The sequence below is a fragment of the Brevibacillus daliensis genome (assembly GCF_021245735.1).
GTDB classification, from domain to species: Bacteria; Bacillota; Bacilli; order Brevibacillales; family Brevibacillaceae; genus Brevibacillus_B; species Brevibacillus_B daliensis.
Genome location: NZ_JAJISB010000003.1, coordinates 145753 through 164138, shown reverse-complemented (window position 1 = coordinate 164138; position 18386 = coordinate 145753). Strand labels below are relative to the sequence as shown.

Here is an 18386-nt window from a genome sequence, read left to right as displayed (position 1 = left end):
CCCCTTTCGTTAGGATGCGCGTAGGTTGACGACGGATTCAACGGGTGCGATGAGCTCTACGTTGCAATAAAGCGTTTCACCGTTGTGCGTAATCTGCGGATTACCATTTATTAGGGATTGGACGATCGTATCGAATATTACAACTCCGACCATACCTTCGTCATGACCGTTACAAATTCCGCCAGGCACTTTTATGACACGAACGACATCCCCCGCCTTATACTCGCCAACCTTTCGCCCGATTGCCGCCCACTTTGCGGTTTCTTCTTCGCGTTTCGCACATTCCGCGATTTCCTCTGCGGTCAACTTAACGAGTTGGTCGGGGTCAGCGTAGCCGCATCCTACGGAAATTTTACGTACACCGACTTCATCAACGGTGTAAATTTTACCGTTTACCATACCGAACAAAGGCCATTCTCCGCCACCGCTAACCAATCGCACCTTATCGCCTTTTGCGAATTGTGCAAACGCAAGTTGACGTTTGGCTTCCGCAACCTCTTCGTCGGTGGCACGGACAACGTTCTCAGGAAACTTCCATCCGTCAATTGCTTCGCCACTCAATTTTTTAACGCGATAGTCACCGTCTGTTTCGATACTCGTAATTTCTACGATATCTCCGATCTTTGTCATAATGTTATTTCCACCGACAACCTTCGCATAGTCACCGACTTTCAACCGATTAGCCTTCGCTACTTCTTCGTCGTCGGCGCGACGGAGCGAGCTAGCGTAATACCACGTGCTATACGAGTCACCGATAACTCTCGCTTTAAACGGCGTACTTGATCCGTCGTCTTCGATGATCTCTACGACCGCGCCGACGAATTCGCCGACATTGTTTCCGGTTGTGGCTACCGCATAGTCACCGACCTTCAAACGATTAGCCTCCGTAATTTCCTTCTTCTTCGCTTCGAGTTCGGCAACTTTTGTTGACGCGGCTTCTTGCGCGGCTTTTGCGGCTGCGATTTCGTCGTCGATGGATAACGGGATCGGTTCGAGGACTACGTATTCGCTGTGATATATGATTCGACTGTGCTCAGTAACGTAGACCTCACCGGAGTAGGAGCCTATCTCTCTAACGGTTAGAACGTCACCGTTTTTATAATACCCGCTCGTTGATTCCGCGGCAGTAACGAGGATTTTCTCGCCTTCTTTCGCTTTACGCGCCACCTTGCGATAAGTCACGCCTTCGTGCGTAATGATGTCGTCAACTTTTTCGAGGATAATGAAATCGTCGCCGCAAGTATCGTACTCATCTTCGTCCTCATCAACAATCTGCGCATCATCGTATAAGTCTACGTCAATTACCTCGTACGCCTTATTTTCCTTAACGTAATAACCCGGAGACTCTTCGTACAGAATATAATCGCCCACCTTCGCTTCACGATCCGTTACCACACGGAAATCCACGCCATCAATCGTTTTAAAGTTCGCCATTATTAGACCGCCTCCGATAATTGTTTTTGTATTACCGTTGAAAGCTTCCGCCATTTCTCGTTGATGTTGTCCGGCGTCACCCAGTATTCCGACAACTCCCGGTTCTCGATGAGATATACGTCGCCGTCGAGCACGCCGATAAGGTAGTCCGCATCACCCTTCGTGTACACTTCGCCATTGTTCCGCGATCCACATACGACTAGATATCCGCGATCCTCCCGTTTACGCACGGTTTTTACCTGATACGTCTTCCATTCGCGAGTTATGGGATGGCGCGCAACTAGGTCATAAACTTCGGGTGCTTTCGGCTCTGAAACTTCGTATCCGTTCGCTAGGAGTGCGGTTACGGCGAGTGACTCCGAGTGCGCTCCGATATTGTTCGTGTGATGCGCCAATGTCACCGCCTCCTTACTCGCATAGATAGTTCGCGTACATTAACGCAACAAGCGCGGTTAACATGCTGTGGTGGGTCAGATAGAAGTCAGCGCCAAAACATACGGTGGCGAGCGCTGACATTGTGTTAAGAGCTACGATAACGGCAAGCATCATTAAAAACTTACGCATACGCGACATCCTTTCCGTTAAAATGGCAAGTCTTCGTCCGTGATTTCGATGGGTTTATCGTCCGTATCCGCTGTTTGCGCGGCCGCGCCGATCGTCAAACCGATAAGTCCAATATCGAAACCGGCAACAACGAGGTTCTTCGTCTGCTCCTCTTCGTCCGCGAGGTAAAGGCAATCATCAAACAGCGCGAAGTCAAACGGATTCTCTCCGGTCTTATCGAAGTTCGCACGTTCAGCATCCGTCAAGTCTTCGTCCATATCGAGAATCGGAGTCAGGGAGACGACTGTATCCGTGGATGACCCGGATTTGGACAGTTCGAACGCGACCTTATCGATCTTCTTCTCATACTTCTGCATGGCGGCGATTACCGTTTTGCCTTGCTTGGCGGTCAAGTCGACAACGATGTCTTTTCCGGATTCTAGCGAGCCGAGTCCGATCAGATAGCGTGGCTTCCCTTTATAGAGGTACGCGGCATCCTTCGCCTTCTTCTCTTCCGTTTCGTCACCACGATCTTTCGCCGCCTTTGCTAAACCGTAATAGTGGTCAGCCGCGCGATCCCATACGGTCGGATTTGCGGTGATAAACCCTTTCGCGTTACGTTCCGCCGGTTGCTTCGGCACGAATGTATTCACCTTGTTGTAGACGCCGTAACCGTAATATTCTGCCGTATCCGTAACGGATTTAACGCGTACTTTTAGCGTGGTGCCCGCGTTGAATGAGACGATTGCGCTACTCTTCTTGTCCTTTTCCGCCGTGGCAGCCGCAGCAGCTTCGGAACCTTTTTTCGTAAAAATACTCATTACACATCGCTCCCTTTTCGTAGGTTTTCGTTAGGACTTGCGGATGGCTTCGAACTGGTCTCGTAGCTCTGCGCCCATCGGAACGTCAGATGCGAAATAGCGCAATGCGTTGATCAGCTTGCCCATCGATTCTTCCGTTAGTTGAATCGTGTACGTCTTCTCAACGGCAGGCGTCGTGGAGATAAGCGTGATTGGTGCGGACGGTTGGGCGATCGGTTCGAGGACTACGTATTCACGGTGGTACAAAACTGTCCCGTGCTCAGTAACTCGTACGCACTCAAATAAAGTATCAACTTTTCTGATCGTTAGGACATCGCCATTCTTATAGGACCCGTATGCCCTTTCCTCTTTAGTAACAAGGATTTTCTCGCCCTCCTTCGCCACACGCGCGACCTTCTTGTACGTCTGCCCTTCGTGTACAATCGTTTCTAACGTAGTCATTTCGCAACACTCCTCGTTATCATTTCGGACACCGGTAATCCCGCGTCCGTAAGACGATATGAACGGTCGCCTACTCGAGTCAAGGTCCGCTGGAACCTCGGTTGCTCCCCGAAGGTTTGCGACGGGCATACGGGAAGCTACGCCCTGTTTCGTTCATACCGCCTTGCTGACGCAGGTTGTCGGCTCTTGCTAACATATCGAATGTTTCGTATACTTTACGTTGGACAAACTTTCTTTCGTCTGATCTGTGGCTTGCCCGGATCGGGGCCGTAACGCATTGGCCAGAAAGGTGGTGATCGCGTGAAGTGGCTACAACACTTGCGCGACTCCGGGATACTAGACTTGGTTCTAGTTATTTTGGGGGTCCTCGCCCTCCTGCGCTAGTCGCGGGTGGGTATTTTTATTTTCCGAATATCAGCCTAATTAGAATTAGGATTAGTCGTACAGGCCATATGAAAATTCCGACTACTACATAAGTCATTTGCGTTCTATGTCGCAAGTCTACGGGAATCTTCTCGGATTTTTCCGCAAATTGCTCGGTTTGGGTGTCCAAGTAGATAAAGCCCAAACCTACTAATAAATAGATAAGCGTGTAAACCACTGCCGCTCCTCCACCTTTCCCTTTTCGCTACATATACGCCGCGACCGTTTTCGCCACCGCACGTTTTTCGTGCTTAACTGCGAGTAGATCGCTGTCCAATTGCGTAAAGTATTCGTTGATCGCGTTAATGCGCGCTTGACTCGCCAGCTTCGTCGCCTCACTTCTTGCGCGGATCAGCCGTAGTTGTAATTGCGCAAGCTCGACGGTCAGCTCCGCCTTCGTCAGTTCATTCCGCCTTAGTAGCGCCTGCTCTCGTCGTTCAATTTTCGCAAGCTCTCGTTGTACCATCGCTTGGACGCGTTGGCGAACGGTAGCGCTTGGATTTGCGGGATAGACGGTAATTACGCGATCCTCTTCGGGAGCGACCGCCAAGGCAATTCCGTTGTGGCTGAAGAGACGCGTCGGCTTACCCTCGCCGGATATTATGTTCGCGACAAAACGGGCTTTGCGGAAGGTCGACCGTACCCACTCCTCGGCTGTCCGCTGTGGGATGCGGAAGTCCTTAACGGCTTCTTCGGCGGCGTGGCGGGTTACGGTGACGGCGGTCATCCGAGGCGCACCGCCTTTCGTTCGTTGTCGGAAATGAAAGCCGAAAGAAAGTCCGCAATATCATCATCGTATGGGAAACCTCCGTTGTAATCGTAATATGTCGTTTGTAGCGTTGGCTTGCGTAGAATATCGTACATGGCGATTCGCCTCCGTTGGTTTATCGTTATTATTTCGTTGAATTCGCGTTTGTTTGCGTTATAAATACGCTTGACAAAAAGCTGCCAAACTTGATAGTATAGATAATGTAGATATTGGTTATAATATACTAATATCAAAACATTGAAACTAACACGAAAGTGTCATATAATATTTTATTCAGGGAAGGAATAACGACGCTATGCCTAAACGTCGCTATCCACTTCTCTGGAAAACTGTCATGCTACTTGTGATAGGGTGGTTCGGCAGTCTTTTCTAAATCGTTTGACGGCTTGTCTATGTGATTCAGGTTTACCGCCGTACAGATGCGCTAACATCTGTGCAACGCGAGAATCAGTATTTCCATCGATCCAGCCTCTAAGGATCATCATTTTTTTCGGGTCGCCTTGCGCTAACAGGGCGGCCATTTCTTTTGTGATATAATCCCCCTCGACGTCCGCTAAAACGTCTCTGGGTTCTGCTACGCGTTTCCTGCTATCTTGATCTCCTTGCCGTGCAACTTCATCTAATGATTCTAAATGTTTTCTTTTGGAACTTCTGTTTTTCATGTAATCATTAGTCACTCGCTCTAGGTCTATTATTGCTACACTAGAGAAATTCCCCCTTTCTCTCTCAAAGCGTTTAATCATATAATCTAAATTTTTTAAGCACTTCCTCTCGAAGTTACATTCATTATTGATTTTGAACCAAATCCTAATAGTTGTCTTATTTACTAATCTAATATACCATTCCAGCACCTTTTGTCTCGACTCCTTGCAGCCGTTTTTTGCTTTGACAACCGCGTCATTTAACTCATCGTTACTCATCTTTTTATCCCCCTTTTTGCCCTATACTTATATAGGCCCGTCAAATTCAAAAACTGGTACAACCTTCTTGAAAAATCTTTTTATCTTCTCATTAAACTGTGGATTCATTGTTTTGTGGTATAATGATTCAATAATCATCCACAGGAGGGTTACGCATGGCGCGTTATGTAGCCGGGCGGTCCCTACTTAAAGAACGATTGAAACTTGCTGGAAAGAAGCAGCGTGATCTTGTTGAGAGGTATAACGTTACGAGGCAGCGAGTTTCAGACTGGGCGAACAATAGACGATCTATTCCCATTGGTATTCAAAAAGATATGGCGGATTTCTTAGGCTGTAGTATTGATGATCTTTGGGAATGGCAAGAAGTACCTCGAACCAGAAGGAAGGACCGCAATGAGTAGGCTTTTATGTCTGCTCAACAATAAATGTACCCCAATTTAGGTGTACTTTTAAACTCGCTATTAAGCCGAAAGTAACGCAGTCTTCCAACGAACACCCCTCGCTCGTTCCACGTATCCCTTTACTTTCGCCAGGTCACCGATCTCGTTTGGGTCCTTATAACGATACGGATAACCCGCCACGGATACGCGAACATACGGACCTAGCCCCGCTATGATCGCACGTTTCAATTTCTGTCCAGCCTCGTCATGATCCGTCATAGCAATGGCTTCCTCTAACGGACTTTTCCGCAGCAACTCCGCCTTCTCTTCGCTAAATACCGATCCACCCATCGCAATAGCCGGTATTCCCGCGCTCCATAAATACATAGCGTCTATTTCTGACTCTATGATCACTGCACGATTGATCCTCCGTTGATATACGAGGTTCAGCCCGAATACCATCTCGCGCACAGGTCGTCCACCTTTTTCGTAAAAGAACGCCTTTTCGCGGATTTTGCGGTACTTTACGTTTCCTAGCGCTCCGCTTTCGTCGAACCACGGGATTACAATAGCGTCTCTACGCGGACAATAACCTGTCTGGAAAAGCGCCTGTGCTTCGCTACTGATTCCGCGCCCGGATAAATACGGATGTACGGTACGGTATATATCGATCGTCGAAGAATCAAGCGTTATAGGGCGTGACTCCTCCTTTAGGCGCAGTAATCCCGCGATACTATACGTGGTATGACCATCGTTCTCGTCGTCTCCGTATTTCCACCGTAAGTATTCTAGCGTCTCACACTCTTCTTCTTCGCGAAGGAATGCGAGCAGCCTTACGATTCCGCCGCGTTGATATTCCGGGTCCTTTGCGCCTGAGTCCGACCAGTAGCCAGCTTTTGCGTTGAATCTAGCGTTATCCTGTAACCATACGTAGAATGACGGTGATCGGTCGAAACGGAACGGACTTGCTGCGAGCAGCCTGTCCTCCGTCCACGTTGCGCTTGTCCACGGAAACTGTTCGAGTTCCTCTCGTACGTCTATCATTTCTACCCTCCTTTCAAAAATTGACAATAGGAAATTAGCAGAAAACCATAGATTTTTCTGTAAATGAGTGTTATTATTAAATCTATACGCTGGATCGTATAGCTCTTGTGTTCATATTATACGTTCCTTAGTATAGTGTCAATAACAAATTTCTGAATTGGAGTGTTTTTATTATGATAAAACTTAGACTTAAACTAGATACCGTACTGAAAGACAAAGGCATTAGTCAAACGAAATTATCGCAAATGATTGATGTAAGGCAGGGAACAATTTCAGATATGTGTCGAAATGCTAGAACTGAAATAAACATACCCATTGTTGAAAAGATCGCACGCGCGCTTAATATCTCTGATATATCTGAGTTAATGCAGTTTGAGGAAGTGGAAATGGATGACTAAACTACTAGCTTCCTCAGAAGGGTAGTTCGAACTTACCCGCTGCCTCTGTCGCACTTTGCTCGTTAACAATCCCGAAATTCGGCAAGTATACGACTTCAACCTGCGCACCTTCGCCGCCATTTCGCCCTTTCCCGAGCTCAATAATCCCGCGCCCGTCACACGTATCTATACCGAATACGTTCGTTGCGTCCTCTAGCACCTGCTTCGTTTTCTTGATCTCCGCACGAACTGGCGGTCGCAGCTCCCGATTACCCTCGTCGTCCTTATCGTCTTTCACTTCGTCCGCCTGCGTTATCACATGGAATACGCATCGAGTCCGCCCGGCCACCCTACGCAACTTCTTACTCGTCTCCATCGCGTCGCCGCCCGTTGTTCGTGACGTATTCGGCTCGTAGTCAAGGTAATAAAACGGATCGATTACGACAACATCCGGCTTTACAGCGAGAATATCCGCCTCGAGGTCGGACACTTTACGCGAGCTAAAATCCTCGTCGTCAACCGCGCGGATAACGATGCGGCCCGGAATCTTTTCGTGGAGTTGACCGAAAAAGGAAACGAGCGCTTGCTCGAATTCCTCCGGCAACTTACCGGCAAGTAACGCCTTATTATCGAAGCCCGCCTCGTAATCTATGCCGTCAATTTTCGTAGAGCATACGCCAAGCCTAGCGCTGATAGACGTGTAGGCGCGCGCCATGACTTCGAACCGCGACATCTCCATCGCCCATACGAGAACGGTCGCGCCTTGGAACGCGGCTTCAATCGCTTCCTCTAGCGTGAGCACGGATTTACCGCGACCAGAGCGTGCGTACCAGGTATACATTGAGCCGGAAAAGTAGCCACCTATTTCGCGGTTAATGGTCGAGAACTTCGATTTCCATATTTTGAACGACTGCCCTTCTTTGCGTCGTTTATATTCTTCAAGAAAAGCGTCCGTTTCGCTCTTTAAATCCGTTCCTACTTTACCACGAACACTTGTTTCTATTGTAATCCTTTCCAGTGTTTTTTGCAATGTGGTTGAAAATTCTTCGAAGGATTTTTTTTGAAAGTCCTCGTCAGTCTTCGGGTCAGACAATACCCGGTGAAATTCTCGTTTAGCCGCAGCATCTTTTAGGCTCTTTACGAGATATTCGAAAGTGTCGCCGACTTCCGGCATATACGTAAACTTATCGCACTTAGCGACCACCGTCCGATAGTCTGGCGCCTGCCCTCGATTGGCTTCTGCATACTCGCGGATAAAATGGTATGTCTGCCGTTCGGATACCGTTGGGAAATCTTGCTCAGAAACGTTGTAACGCGTTAGTATACCCGGGTCGTTCGCATCGATAATCTTGGATAAAAGCTGTTCACCAACTGCCACTACGTCACCCCCGTATGTTAGCGTTTTCTTACCTAAATATTAACATGGATAAGCTTGCCAGATAAATGCATAAATGTTTGCAGATTTTTCACATTAATTGAATACCTAGAATTACTTAGTTATTCGTAACTTGCCTGTGAAATAAGGATATCATAGGTTTTTCATATTTTTATTTTTTCAGTATAACTAAACCCTTAGCTTGTAGGATATAATCGGTAATACGTAGTCTTAAATCTATACTTCGTAGAATTAGTGCGACAAAAAGTATCAAATTTTATAGTAGCATTTTGTTAAATAATTCTTGACAAGATAATGTTTAACGTATGTGAAACTCACATCGTACTCATTCCGGTATTCAATCAGCGCCCAGTAATCGAATATAGCCGCGCTACAATGTTCGAACTCCGCCTCGGGCACCCGCGATCCCTTCCCAAACACCTTCGCCAGTTTCGCTATCATTCGTCCACCTCCTCGTAATGGTCCTCCGCAGGGTGGTTCGGAAACAATCGCCTCATATACGCTAACCCTCCGTCTACCGCAACCTTCCCGCACGAGCACCATACGAAGTCATGACGGTGCTTCGACTCGATAACGTCGTTACAATGTAAACAACGGATTGCGTTCCGTTTCATTTCCGTATCCCCCTCTTACTTTCGCCTTTAAACGTAAGCTGTGCGCATTGATCCCGTACGCGATCCGCCAGCCTTTTATCGAATACGTCCGCAAGCTCGTCCATCGGAATGTTACTCGTATACACCGTCGGCAGTCCGTTAGTCACACGCGCATTAATCACCGTATGCAAGTCGCCTCGAAACGCATCGGTTGCGTCACGTACGCCGATATCGTCGAGCACGGCGAACGGCACCGCCTTGGCATGCGCCATCCAAGCGTAATATTTAGCGCTGGCGGGTTCCGCAACGTGATCAGGCACCCTTGGGCGATTGAACGTGTTGAATAGCGTCTGCCATTCGTTTACGTCGAGGAAGAACACCGGTCGCTGTGACGGCTGTAGTCCGCGCTGAACCGATCCGATATAGTGCGTGGTCATGTACGCGTTGGCAACCGCAGCCGCCGTCGTTGTCTTACCGGTGCCGGGTTCGCGTGAATATAAGTATAGCGATTTAATGCGCCTATCGGCGTCGCTAAATTGCCGTGTAAACGTCGATACATACGCGTCCACACTCTTGTATACCTCCGGTTGATCGGCGCGTGGTGGAGCTGTAGTGATCGTATCAATTGCGTAGTCACGCGGGATGCAGGCGGACGCTACTCGACCGGAATTACCGGACGCCCCGTGCATTGCGATATAGGATGGACACAGACGGGTGCATGCGGTCGGGTCGGTGGACTGGCGGCAGGGTTCGCGTAGGATGCAGGATGAAGCGTTCGTTTCCGTGGACAAATTCGGTCACCTCCGATATCTTTGACAATTCTTTTTTGTCTGACTATAATAGATTTATACATCCGTCGTCCCTAAAAAGGTGATGTCCTTATCTTGTTAACTTGGACTGAGTATCGGGTACAAGATGTAGAACACACTTTTTATAGGAAGGAGGCGTATGTTCATGAAAGAGCACAAGACCGAGTACGACCTACTATCAAGAAAACAAGAAGGTTACACGATGTACCACCCTATCCGCAACATTGAGGTTCTATGTACTGAACCTTTTCTTAAGCAATGGAAAGCGCGTGGGTTTATCGTAAAAAGTAAGGGCACAATTTCATTCATTTAAAGAATGGGCAGCCACTAGGTTGCCTTTTTTTATTACAACCAATCCACAAGCTCCTCCGCACTCATAGCGCTCACTTCCGCCTTCTCATCTCGCGCCACACGTTCGCTCTCACGCAACGCTTTCGGCAGGTTCCGCGATCGCATGTACGTGAACATAAACGTAAAGGTCGGCGCTGGGTACTCGCGCGTCGGACGGTACTCTCTGAAACTTTCGTCTATGAACCGCTTGACCACTTCCGGTCCGAACTCGTCGATCATCCGTTTGATCATGCCCATCTCCGCTTTCCACGACTTGGCGGGCACGTACGGCAATCCATAAAGCTCCGCGTGGTGGTCGCGTAGATATTCCGTAAAGGAAACGGTGTTCCAGTCGGCGACATTACGTTCGCGCCACGCCTTGGCTGGCGGTAGTTTAGTGCGTGTCATCTACGGTCACCCCCGATCAGATTCCTCGCGACATATTCGGGAACGAGCGTACGTCCATCGATGTGGTCTTCGTGATAAATATACGGAAACCGTTTGGAACCATATCGCGGCTTGTGCTCGGTTTCCAATTCGCGAATCCTCGTTAGTAACCGCCCGTTCTTTTGTCCTTCGCGTTGTAATAGTGTTTGATTGAACTCGCGTAAATATCGGATTTCTTCGTCTGACGGCGTTTCGACCTTCTTGACTTGTCCCTCACGATATCCTTTTAGCTTCCCGTCTGAAAATCCGCAACTAAAGGGCCATGCATCCTCGTAATTCACCGCGTACACAGTCGCATTCTTTCCTTCGTGCCATCCCATCAACACGCGTACTTGATCGCCTGGTCTTATCGTGGACACTTCACATCACGCACCTTTCCGTGGTAGATCGTTTGTAATCGTGTGTTCGCGTCGGACTCTTTCTTCACACATGCGAGCTGTCCTTCGTACTGTGCAAGTACCTCGTTTATAATTACGTCTATTTGCGATTCAATTTCGGTTACTGTTACGTCATGATACCTGCGTTCTGCTAGTGTACTCCATCCGTACCACTTTCGAACTTGCAATCTCGCGTATATCCAATGAATGCGTACATCCCATTGAGCGATCACAACGCGCATCCCATTCGGCAGGTAAACGTGGATGTCGTCCATTAGGCGGTCACCTCTCCTTCGTAAATGTCAGCGCGAATCCTATCGATGATCTGCCGACACTCTTCGGTCCATCCGCCAGGTACGTACTCTAGCGCCTGAATCAACGTGTCGTACAACGCTTGGCAATTGCCTTGTAACCGTTCAACCTCCGCCTCGGCTCGTATTGCGCGTTCAATAGCGATAGGCCATCCGGTGCGGGCTTCGGCTATGAAACTGGCGTCTGGATAACGGACTACGCCTGATTCATCGACTACTGTTTCACTTACCGTATTACAACTACCGGTCCCTATACGTAACACGTCGTCGTAAAACTCTCCCCACGGACCATCCGTAGCCGCGTCACATAGCGCTAGGTCAGCCGTTAAGTCTCGTTTTTTCATCGTGCAGCACCTCCGATAACATTCATGATTTCGCGAATTGCGTAATATTCCGGATTGAGGACGTGAAGGAATCCGGTCGCGCCGACGTATAACATCGATACGCCTCCGAATCCCCCGAATAATATAAAAATAGCTAATCCGAAGCCCCATTCGCTCATCCAATTATTGCGCGTCTTCTCGTAATTTGCGTAAATCCACCGACCAGTCCGTGCTAGTACGTAAATCACGATCGTTGCGATAACAATATCTACGATTCCGCTTGCGATCTGCTGACGGACGAGTACATCGTATACATGTTCCGCCGCGACTCCGAGCTGTGCCGCCATTTGTTCGAGATATTGCGTAATTTTATCGCTATTCATTCGGATACCTCCCCGTCACATTTCGTAATATGTTCGAATAACTCCGCGAATGTCATAATCGGCTCGGTCGCGTCACCGATGAAAACGCCACTGACTTCGTTGTCGAACGATATTTGCAGACCGAGTACCTCCGCTAACCTGTACACTTTCTCGCGGTCTATTTCCACGTTGCATCACGCCCCTTCCGTAATTTCAACGTATGCCACTCGAAATAGTGCCGTTGATATGCGGTTTCCGCACGGACCTGCCGCCGTACTGCGCGCTTTAGTTGCCACGCGTGATAGGCGAGTTTAAGACGGTTCAGCATCGGATTCCTCCTTCGTTTTCATACGCGAGAGTACGTCTCGGTACGCCCACGCCTCGGTGTAGTCCTCGCAGTCGTGCGTTTCTTCGATCTCTCCGCGCAGATCATCCCAACGATTATTCAGACGGTCGATCTCCGCCAGTAGATTCGGGATGTCTTCGCGGGAATGAGCGATAAACTCTATGTCCACTAATTCCGGTTCCATGCCAGTAAAAGTTTCGTAACCGTAATGTCCTCCGAAGTGGCAAATCGGCTCACCAGCGCTTGTTCGAAAATCACCGTTATTGTTGATATAGTCGCCATCACTCCATTCCCACGGACCCAGCGTCGCCTTCTCCGCACGCTCCCGGATTGCTTCGAGATCCTCACGCGTTAACATATAGACTCACGCTCCCCTTTCCATATAGCCAATAGATGCTCGATCCCGCCGACGGTACCGACCGACTCGAAATCGAACCCATACGCCTCACCATAATCGTCCACCGCGTCCAAGACTACGTTAAGCCCGTTCACAATTCGGTCGATGGCGTCATTCTTCGCCTCAACGCGTTTGATCTCCGCTGTTTGCTCCGGATCGAATAGAACGTATGGGCGTCCGCATATATTCGTTGTCATATCGCTACACCTCCTCGACCTTTTCATATGTCTGCGCGAAGATATCGGGTTTGCACGGATACTTCTCGCCCATGACTCCGGTGATTATCCAGTCGCCTATCTCCACCCTCATATCGCCTTCTAACGTCTCGATCACAGCGTAATCCCGACGGAAGTTGATATAAAACGTTCTGTGACCGACTCTAAACGGCTTACTTAAACCGGCATTTACGTAACACTTCTCCAACGTTAATTGGTACGCATCGACTACAACCGGTTTCTTTCGATATTTACTCATAACACTACACCTCCGTATTTTTGTGCGGCTTGTTTTGCTACGACTGTGCCGCTGAAAGGCGCGCCGACTCGGACACATTCGCTGACAAACTCTTTTGAGCAATCGCTATTGGGCAGACCGAGCGTGTGTAGTCGCCAATGTACAAGTTCGTGCAGTAAATTTCCGAGAACTTTCTCGCGAGTTAATCGCCTGTTCATATGCGAGTTAAATCGTATCTCGCGAAGTCCAGTACGATCAGACCATATATAACTTGCCATCTTATTACGCCAACAACCGGGCATCATACGAATCGTTCCCGTGTAGTCCACGCCCCAATGCTTACGGCACATTTCGTTCGCGGCTTCGTACAGTTCGTCGAGCGTTAGGTTTCCGTTCATAGGCGGTCACCTCGTAACGCACGCTTCATACGCTCGCGTTCTGCGTGCGGATCGTAGCTTTCAACGGTGCGTTGGATACCGTCCAGGCGGCGAATATAACTCAGTAGCAATTCGCTAATTTGTATAAACGAGCCTATTGGAACGTAGTCCTGACCGTGTTCGCGACGTTGTTTCATCACGCAGACCATCTCTTCGACTTGCGCTGCCGTTTCGCTATGAGTCATTACGCAATCACCCCGATTGATTATTTTTGTTCCACGTCCCTGCGCTATAATCCGCGTAAAGGAGCGTGGATATTATGAATATTTCGTTTACTTACGTTGTGCCTTACGTTGACATTACGTCAATCATTACGGAACTCACCGCGGCGAGCATCCCGTATAAACTCGACTGGAATGGCGCGGACTATACGATTGGGTTGCCGGACTTGCCTGTGCGGGAGTATGCGGTTGTGCATCGGCTATTTGGCGTTCAGTCTGATCGCTAACATTGCGTCAGCTAACGTCAGTTCTCGAATAGGCTCGCCGGACCATGCGATAAATGCGTTGCCGGTGTTTCCGCGGTCTTTGTACCACGTCATGACGACATATCCGGAGTAATCGTCTCCCTCAAACGGAACAGCTCCGAGGGAAGACGCGGCTTGGTCGTCGCGATACGAAATATTAATGTCGCGTGCTATTTGCCTGAGTCGATTCATAGTGGCGCAGTTCCAGTTATTGGGTGAAAATACGGCTGTTTCGAATGCACAGCGCGGATCATCGCCATTCCACGTTTTGCCGCGTTCGATACACAACGGACAAGGCATCGTATACCCTCCTTTTTCGCTGAGTTACTTCGGGTGAAAACGGACTGACTTCGCGGACTCGTCCGTTTGTACCTCCGAGTGGCTATCGTCCGGTTTAGCCCTGTTACGCGAGCCCACAGTGGAAGTCTCCGCAATGGGACGAACGGTCGGTTACTACGTTAAGTATCGCGCAGACACCGTCATACTCGGAATCAACGTCAACCTCGCGGAAGTATATACAGTAGTCACATACGGCTGTACAATCGTCATTACACGTTATCATTTTCGTGACCAAGCGTTGAGTAAGCGTAGTTTCGTTGATGGCGTTAGGCGGCGCCAAGTTCCGGCGAGTATGCGCATGGGATTACGCTCCTTTCAATAACGATGAATTCTCGCGGATCGAGTCGGTGACCCTCGCCATGTAACCGCCGAAACTTGCGCGGACAAATGAGGCTAAACGTTCGACTTTCTCTTGGCTCACCTCGACTAACGCGCTCTTAGCTTCGTCCTTATCCAATCCACCGGCAACTAGTTTATTGGCTATCTGATGGAATGCGGTGAACATGCCACGTGTGCCGTCGTAGGCGTCGAGGAACAGTTCTACTGCCTGATGGACTTTTCCATCTAGAATTTCTCCAATCTTGTACTTAACTACGAGTATCTGACGACCTACGAATAAAGCTAGTCCATGCATAAACTTCATACGATCAGAAGAATGAACGTCAACATCTACTTGATTGTCTGGATCGCCGCAGATTTTCATAACGGTAGGAATCGATTTAATTTTGTCGAAAACCTCATTAGTTAAAGGGAATAGATTTACTAGTTGAACATCTTGAGCTGTTTTATTCGATAGCACGGAAGCTGTTACCTGGCTTATCTTTGATGACGCGAGTTTCTTAATATCAAGACCGCTACTTCTAACAATATCTTTTATCGTCGGCGAGTTAACGGACATAACGCACAGTCTTTCCAGTAAATGCTCTTGACTTCTTACAATATCGAAGTTTGAAGGCGTGAACCCTGTTAATGAACTTACGTTATTAAATATTTCGCGGGCTTGAACATATACATTACTCATTTACAACATCTCCTTTGATTTCAATAACTTTAGATTCAGGATCGTACACTCTTATCTCGGGTGTCATCGTTTCAAAAGCTTTCGCGCAAACATCTGATAGGGTGCGGAATGATCTACGATATATCTCACGAACAAATTGCGGAATGTCGTCCGGCACCTCCAGCGTCATCACAACGATTTTCTCTGCCAACGAGTTACACTCCCCGGTAATCTCTAGCTGACGGTCTACAAATGACGCTGCCTTAACGGATAGGGAATCGTATTGCGAAGTCGTCCGAAACTTCTCTAATTCGGCCGTTAATTCGGCAATATACGACTCGTACTTCGCCAATCGAGTACGTTCCCCTTCTAACTGCCGTTTGTAATGCGTCTCTCTTTCAGATAATTGGTGTAGGCGCTCGCTCAACTCTTCAGGCACCACCTCCCGTATAATTTCGACTGGTTTCTCAATGATGCGCTCAACCACTTCCGGCTCCACGGTCATTTGTGCGCGAGCATCGTCTAATTCGGATTGAAGGCGATGTGTTTCCGCTGTAGCTTCCGAGGCAACGCGCTCGGCTTCCGCGAGTTTCCGCTTGGTTTCTTGGTACGCGGCATGGATCGATATTTCTTCCGTATCTAATTTCGCGATGACCTCGGGGTTAGCGTGGTCGGTTATGAATTTTGCTTTACGGTAATTTTCACGATTTCCAAAACCGGATTCTTCCGCAACTACATCGTCGGTTCGAAGGTTGCCAATATTTTGCCTACCTTTTCCTCCTTCACTCATCCTTTCTTTCGCTTTAACTCGTTCAACTTGCTCCAACCGCCGCGCCCAATCTATACGCTCACTGAACGTAAACTCTTTGCGGTTCTCATTCTCGCTGATCTCCATTCGGAGTTGATGCTCGTAGTCGCGAACGGTCATGACGCGGACTTCTATCTGTTGCCAGCCGAGATGTTTACACGCTCGTAGGCGACGTTCTCCAGCAATCAATGCGAGGTCTGGTGTGACTACCGGTGGGTTGATTAGTCCGTTGGTATCGATGTCATGCGCGAGCTCCTCGATGTTGCCGAAGTCCTTTCGGATGCGGTCGGACACCTTGATTTTGTCAATTTGCACTAGCATAACGACGCCTCCTTCGCTCTTAATCTGCCGTGTTCTCGTAATTTGCGCTCTATAAATTCGGTACCTTTCGCAGTAACCCGAGTCGTAGGATAATCGGTAATAGCACCGTTGGTCACCTTCGGAGCCTCTACGACTTCAAAATAACCCGCTGTTAGATACTGTTGATACGGGAGGTTGTCCGCCATGAGTACATTGATTGATCGTAGGAATCCGAATAGAGTATTTCGCCCAGTTCCGAATGACTTCGCGACCTCGTTCATTGACTGCGAGTGCTTGCCGGAAACTACTCCGTCGAATGTTTGAGATTTCGGTTCCATTATCGCTATAGTTTCGATAGCTGATCGGAACGTTTCTCGCGCACTATCTTCCGCGTGCTGTAGGTACATATCGACGAATATATCATCGGCTGCGCCGTGGATGGTCGGGAAAACTTCTTGCGTGACCCAATCGGCGAATTGCTGTGCCTCCGGACTGCGCGAAGTAGCAACGAGTCCATGCAGTCCGGCTTCGTTGATTACGCACATCCTCCGCATACCTCCCAACGTGTCGATGCTACTGACGCTCTTTTGGTTATGTCCCAAACGGTTTAGCGCCGTACGAATGCCCTTAATTCCCATCGCATTACACACATCCTCCGCCACAAACCATGCGAAGTCGCCCTTTACTGCCACGCGAACCTTTTGGTTTTTATACATAAACATCTTCTGTGATCCAGACATTTGAAACACCCTCTCTATTTAAGAATGAATTATTCGTATCTCTGCCGCGTCATAATCTTTTGACTACTATCTTTTCTATTACTATAGTGACCGCGCGAGATAAGGAACGTAGTGACTGATTGATGCGCTATCTTTTTCTTGTTAAAGATTAGTTCTTGTTAAAGATTAGTTATAGTTAGTGTCAAGTCTGTCCATATCCGATGTATCCGTGTCGGACGCGTGAGACATGGACGTATACTTAACCGGAGTTAAATATCGCAAGGTGACTGATTGGAAGCACCGTATACCTCGCGTTCTCCCAACGCCCCTTCCCGTCACGCTCCTTTACCGCCCGTATGACCTCGCGCCCATTCCATCGGTAGTCTAGTAGCCGTTTGACGCGCCTGTTCGCTGTCTGACGGCTTACGCCGAGCCTGTGCGCTATCATCTCTTGCGTCGGGTAGCACTCGCCCCTCTCGTTCATAAACGCCGCTATAACGCAGAGTGTGCGCCAGTTCTCATCGCCAATGTCCGCTAGGAAGCCAGAGTGCACGGCGTCAACGTACATTTTAAGGAAGATGCGCGTTTCTCGGCGTCCGCTAGTGACGGAGAACTCCGATTGGGTTTCGACTGATACGAGATTCTGTTCGGACATTTACGCACCCACCGCCTTGTGGTAAAATTTTTATTAGTCCAAATCCCGCATGTTAAGTCGTGTGCCTAACGCCTTAACGCCTAAGTTAGGTGCGGAGAGGAGGACTACCTATGCAATACCAACGTAACACCTTCATCCAGATAAACATCTCGGCTGACGAAACATGGTGGATCATGCTAGTGGCCGAAGTACTCCTTAGGATTCTCTAGGGAGTATTTTGTTTTTAATTTTCTCTTTTTCTACCCTCTTACTATTAATAGTGCAATGCATGCGGTTATTTTGGTACATTACAGCGAAAATACTTTTTAAAAGTTGCCGTTACTTATATAGGCCCGTCAAATTCAAAAACTGGTACATCTCCAACGA

27 protein-coding genes are annotated in these 18386 nt (G+C 48.6%); 3 read left to right on the top strand and 24 right to left on the bottom strand.

The window, feature by feature from the left end; all coding sequences use genetic code 11:
* Positions 1 to 9: 9 nt before the first annotated feature.
* The 6 genes from LM917_RS03680 to LM917_RS03655 all read right to left on the bottom strand — a co-directional run bounded on the left by LM917_RS03680 (position 10) and on the right by LM917_RS03655 (position 5351).
* Positions 10 to 1434: a hypothetical protein gene (locus tag LM917_RS03680; protein ID WP_232696139.1), complete on the bottom strand. Its 1425-nt coding sequence runs from the start codon at positions 1432 to 1434 to the stop codon at positions 10 to 12.
* A gap of 2 nt (positions 1435 to 1436) precedes the next feature.
* Entirely contained in the window at positions 1437 to 1829 is a 393-nt protein-coding gene (locus LM917_RS03675; RefSeq protein ID WP_232696138.1) for a PDDEXK-like family protein, read from the bottom strand.
* 186 nt (positions 1830 to 2015) lie between these two features.
* Entirely contained in the window at positions 2016 to 2798 is a 783-nt protein-coding gene (locus LM917_RS03670) for a hypothetical protein (protein ID WP_232696137.1), read from the bottom strand.
* A 30-nt stretch (positions 2799 to 2828) separates the two neighbouring features.
* Positions 2829 to 3239: a hypothetical protein gene (locus LM917_RS03665; RefSeq protein ID WP_232696136.1), complete on the bottom strand. Its 411-nt coding sequence runs from the start codon at positions 3237 to 3239 to the stop codon at positions 2829 to 2831.
* 628 nt (positions 3240 to 3867) lie between these two features.
* Positions 3868 to 4389 (bottom strand): hypothetical protein, encoded by a 522-nt coding sequence (locus LM917_RS03660; protein WP_232696135.1) that lies wholly within the window; start codon positions 4387 to 4389, stop codon positions 3868 to 3870.
* Between the two features lie 374 nt (positions 4390 to 4763).
* On the bottom strand, positions 4764 to 5351 hold the full coding sequence (locus tag LM917_RS03655; protein WP_232696134.1) for a hypothetical protein: 588 nt from the start codon (positions 5349 to 5351) through the stop codon (positions 4764 to 4766).
* 155 nt (positions 5352 to 5506) lie between these two features.
* Between LM917_RS03655 and LM917_RS03650 the strand changes: the two genes are divergently transcribed.
* Positions 5507 to 5752: a helix-turn-helix transcriptional regulator gene (locus LM917_RS03650; protein ID WP_232696133.1), complete on the top strand. Its 246-nt coding sequence runs from the start codon at positions 5507 to 5509 to the stop codon at positions 5750 to 5752.
* A gap of 60 nt (positions 5753 to 5812) precedes the next feature.
* Here LM917_RS03650 and LM917_RS03645 read toward each other — a convergent pair whose 3' ends face one another.
* A complete protein-coding gene (locus LM917_RS03645) occupies positions 5813 to 6193 on the bottom strand; it encodes a toprim domain-containing protein (protein ID WP_232696546.1) in 381 nt (126 codons plus the stop codon).
* A gap of 755 nt (positions 6194 to 6948) precedes the next feature.
* Between LM917_RS03645 and LM917_RS03640 the strand changes: the two genes are divergently transcribed.
* A complete protein-coding gene (locus LM917_RS03640) occupies positions 6949 to 7173 on the top strand; it encodes a helix-turn-helix domain-containing protein (protein ID WP_232696132.1) in 225 nt (74 codons plus the stop codon).
* 13 nt (positions 7174 to 7186) lie between these two features.
* Here LM917_RS03640 and LM917_RS03635 read toward each other — a convergent pair whose 3' ends face one another.
* From LM917_RS03635 to LM917_RS03625, 3 genes are all read right to left on the bottom strand, one after another.
* Positions 7187 to 8530 (bottom strand): AAA family ATPase, encoded by a 1344-nt coding sequence (locus LM917_RS03635; RefSeq protein WP_232696131.1) that lies wholly within the window; start codon positions 8528 to 8530, stop codon positions 7187 to 7189.
* Positions 8531 to 8985: 455 nt separating this feature from the next.
* Positions 8986 to 9162 carry a DUF7695 domain-containing protein gene (locus LM917_RS03630; protein ID WP_232696130.1) on the bottom strand — a complete coding sequence of 59 codons (177 nt, stop codon included), beginning with the start codon at positions 9160 to 9162 and terminating at the stop codon, positions 8986 to 8988.
* Complete coding sequence (locus LM917_RS03625; protein WP_373688759.1) at positions 9159 to 9851, bottom strand: P-loop NTPase family protein; 693 nt, start codon at positions 9849 to 9851, stop codon at positions 9159 to 9161. Before LM917_RS03625 ends, LM917_RS03630 begins: the two co-directional genes overlap by 4 nt.
* A 244-nt stretch (positions 9852 to 10095) precedes the next feature.
* On the opposite strand from LM917_RS03625, the gene LM917_RS03620 reads away from it, so the two are divergent.
* Entirely contained in the window at positions 10096 to 10263 is a 168-nt protein-coding gene (locus tag LM917_RS03620; protein WP_232696129.1) for a hypothetical protein, read from the top strand.
* Between the two features lie 32 nt (positions 10264 to 10295).
* Here LM917_RS03620 and LM917_RS03615 read toward each other — a convergent pair whose 3' ends face one another.
* The 14 genes from LM917_RS03615 to LM917_RS03550 all read right to left on the bottom strand — a co-directional run bounded on the left by LM917_RS03615 (position 10296) and on the right by LM917_RS03550 (position 17849).
* Entirely contained in the window at positions 10296 to 10688 is a 393-nt protein-coding gene (locus LM917_RS03615) for a hypothetical protein (RefSeq protein ID WP_232696128.1), read from the bottom strand.
* Positions 10685 to 11086 (bottom strand): hypothetical protein, encoded by a 402-nt coding sequence (locus LM917_RS03610; protein ID WP_232696127.1) that lies wholly within the window; start codon positions 11084 to 11086, stop codon positions 10685 to 10687. Before LM917_RS03610 ends, LM917_RS03615 begins: the two co-directional genes overlap by 4 nt.
* Positions 11074 to 11379 carry a hypothetical protein gene (locus tag LM917_RS03605; protein WP_232696126.1) on the bottom strand — a complete coding sequence of 102 codons (306 nt, stop codon included), beginning with the start codon at positions 11377 to 11379 and terminating at the stop codon, positions 11074 to 11076. Before LM917_RS03605 ends, LM917_RS03610 begins: the two co-directional genes overlap by 13 nt.
* Positions 11379 to 11759, bottom strand: coding sequence for a hypothetical protein (locus LM917_RS03600; protein ID WP_232696125.1), 381 nt, complete (start codon positions 11757 to 11759; stop codon positions 11379 to 11381). The genes LM917_RS03605 and LM917_RS03600 overlap by 1 nt, the downstream gene beginning before the upstream one ends.
* Positions 11756 to 12121: a hypothetical protein gene (locus LM917_RS03595; RefSeq protein ID WP_232696124.1), complete on the bottom strand. Its 366-nt coding sequence runs from the start codon at positions 12119 to 12121 to the stop codon at positions 11756 to 11758. The genes LM917_RS03600 and LM917_RS03595 overlap by 4 nt, the downstream gene beginning before the upstream one ends.
* 290 nt (positions 12122 to 12411) lie before the next feature.
* Positions 12412 to 12804, bottom strand: a complete 393-nt coding sequence (locus LM917_RS03590; protein WP_232696123.1) for a hypothetical protein — start codon at positions 12802 to 12804, stop codon at positions 12412 to 12414.
* Entirely contained in the window at positions 12798 to 13040 is a 243-nt protein-coding gene (locus tag LM917_RS03585; protein WP_232696122.1) for a hypothetical protein, read from the bottom strand. Before LM917_RS03585 ends, LM917_RS03590 begins: the two co-directional genes overlap by 7 nt.
* 4 nt (positions 13041 to 13044) lie before the next feature.
* Entirely contained in the window at positions 13045 to 13317 is a 273-nt protein-coding gene (locus tag LM917_RS03580; RefSeq protein ID WP_232696121.1) for a hypothetical protein, read from the bottom strand.
* A 373-nt stretch (positions 13318 to 13690) separates the two neighbouring features.
* The gene (locus tag LM917_RS03575; protein ID WP_232696120.1) at positions 13691 to 13918 is read right to left on the bottom strand and encodes a hypothetical protein; all 228 of its coding nucleotides are present in this window, start codon (positions 13916 to 13918) and stop codon (positions 13691 to 13693) included.
* Positions 13919 to 14154: 236 nt separating this feature from the next.
* A complete protein-coding gene (locus tag LM917_RS03570; RefSeq protein ID WP_232696119.1) occupies positions 14155 to 14499 on the bottom strand; it encodes a hypothetical protein in 345 nt (114 codons plus the stop codon).
* Between the two features lie 343 nt (positions 14500 to 14842).
* Positions 14843 to 15559, bottom strand: coding sequence for a hypothetical protein (locus tag LM917_RS03565; protein WP_232696118.1), 717 nt, complete (start codon positions 15557 to 15559; stop codon positions 14843 to 14845).
* Positions 15552 to 16667, bottom strand: coding sequence for a ParB N-terminal domain-containing protein (locus LM917_RS03560; RefSeq protein ID WP_232696117.1), 1116 nt, complete (start codon positions 16665 to 16667; stop codon positions 15552 to 15554). The genes LM917_RS03565 and LM917_RS03560 overlap by 8 nt, the downstream gene beginning before the upstream one ends.
* Positions 16661 to 17386, bottom strand: a complete 726-nt coding sequence (locus LM917_RS03555; protein WP_232696116.1) for a phage antirepressor KilAC domain-containing protein — start codon at positions 17384 to 17386, stop codon at positions 16661 to 16663. Before LM917_RS03555 ends, LM917_RS03560 begins: the two co-directional genes overlap by 7 nt.
* Positions 17387 to 17624: 238 nt before the next feature.
* Positions 17625 to 17849 carry a helix-turn-helix domain-containing protein gene (locus LM917_RS03550; protein ID WP_232696544.1) on the bottom strand — a complete coding sequence of 75 codons (225 nt, stop codon included), beginning with the start codon at positions 17847 to 17849 and terminating at the stop codon, positions 17625 to 17627.
* Between the last annotated feature and the right edge of the window lie 537 nt (positions 17850 to 18386).

What these genes read in the sequence shown, in the direction of transcription:
- LM917_RS03680 (WP_232696139.1), bottom strand. Translation starts at nt 1,434, where the DNA reads ATGGCGAACTTTAAAACGATTGATGGCGTGGATTTCCGTGTGGTAACG.
- LM917_RS03670 (WP_232696137.1), bottom strand. Translation starts at nt 2,798, where the DNA reads ATGAGTATTTTTACGAAAAAAGGTTCCGAAGCTGCTGCGGCTGCCACG.
- LM917_RS03665 (WP_232696136.1), bottom strand. Translation starts at nt 3,239, where the DNA reads ATGACTACGTTAGAAACGATTGTACACGAAGGGCAGACGTACAAGAAG.
- LM917_RS03660 (WP_232696135.1), bottom strand. Translation starts at nt 4,389, where the DNA reads ATGACCGCCGTCACCGTAACCCGCCACGCCGCCGAAGAAGCCGTTAAG.
- LM917_RS03655 (WP_232696134.1), bottom strand. Translation starts at nt 5,351, where the DNA reads ATGAGTAACGATGAGTTAAATGACGCGGTTGTCAAAGCAAAAAACGGC.
- LM917_RS03650 (WP_232696133.1), top strand. Translation starts at nt 5,507, where the DNA reads ATGGCGCGTTATGTAGCCGGGCGGTCCCTACTTAAAGAACGATTGAAA.
- LM917_RS03645 (WP_232696546.1), bottom strand. Translation starts at nt 6,193, where the DNA reads ATGGTATTCGGGCTGAACCTCGTATATCAACGGAGGATCAATCGTGCA.
- LM917_RS03640 (WP_232696132.1), top strand. Translation starts at nt 6,949, where the DNA reads ATGATAAAACTTAGACTTAAACTAGATACCGTACTGAAAGACAAAGGC.
- LM917_RS03630 (WP_232696130.1), bottom strand. Translation starts at nt 9,162, where the DNA reads ATGAAACGGAACGCAATCCGTTGTTTACATTGTAACGACGTTATCGAG.
- LM917_RS03620 (WP_232696129.1), top strand. Translation starts at nt 10,096, where the DNA reads ATGAAAGAGCACAAGACCGAGTACGACCTACTATCAAGAAAACAAGAA.
- LM917_RS03615 (WP_232696128.1), bottom strand. Translation starts at nt 10,688, where the DNA reads ATGACACGCACTAAACTACCGCCAGCCAAGGCGTGGCGCGAACGTAAT.
- LM917_RS03605 (WP_232696126.1), bottom strand. Translation starts at nt 11,379, where the DNA reads ATGGACGACATCCACGTTTACCTGCCGAATGGGATGCGCGTTGTGATC.
- LM917_RS03600 (WP_232696125.1), bottom strand. Translation starts at nt 11,759, where the DNA reads ATGAAAAAACGAGACTTAACGGCTGACCTAGCGCTATGTGACGCGGCT.
- LM917_RS03595 (WP_232696124.1), bottom strand. Translation starts at nt 12,121, where the DNA reads ATGAATAGCGATAAAATTACGCAATATCTCGAACAAATGGCGGCACAG.
- LM917_RS03590 (WP_232696123.1), bottom strand. Translation starts at nt 12,804, where the DNA reads ATGTTAACGCGTGAGGATCTCGAAGCAATCCGGGAGCGTGCGGAGAAG.
- LM917_RS03585 (WP_232696122.1), bottom strand. Translation starts at nt 13,040, where the DNA reads ATGACAACGAATATATGCGGACGCCCATACGTTCTATTCGATCCGGAG.
- LM917_RS03580 (WP_232696121.1), bottom strand. Translation starts at nt 13,317, where the DNA reads ATGAGTAAATATCGAAAGAAACCGGTTGTAGTCGATGCGTACCAATTA.
- LM917_RS03575 (WP_232696120.1), bottom strand. Translation starts at nt 13,918, where the DNA reads ATGACTCATAGCGAAACGGCAGCGCAAGTCGAAGAGATGGTCTGCGTG.
- LM917_RS03570 (WP_232696119.1), bottom strand. Translation starts at nt 14,499, where the DNA reads ATGCCTTGTCCGTTGTGTATCGAACGCGGCAAAACGTGGAATGGCGAT.
- LM917_RS03565 (WP_232696118.1), bottom strand. Translation starts at nt 15,559, where the DNA reads ATGAGTAATGTATATGTTCAAGCCCGCGAAATATTTAATAACGTAAGT.
- LM917_RS03560 (WP_232696117.1), bottom strand. Translation starts at nt 16,667, where the DNA reads ATGCTAGTGCAAATTGACAAAATCAAGGTGTCCGACCGCATCCGAAAG.
- LM917_RS03555 (WP_232696116.1), bottom strand. Translation starts at nt 17,386, where the DNA reads ATGTCTGGATCACAGAAGATGTTTATGTATAAAAACCAAAAGGTTCGC.
- LM917_RS03550 (WP_232696544.1), bottom strand. Translation starts at nt 17,849, where the DNA reads ATGAACGAGAGGGGCGAGTGCTACCCGACGCAAGAGATGATAGCGCAC.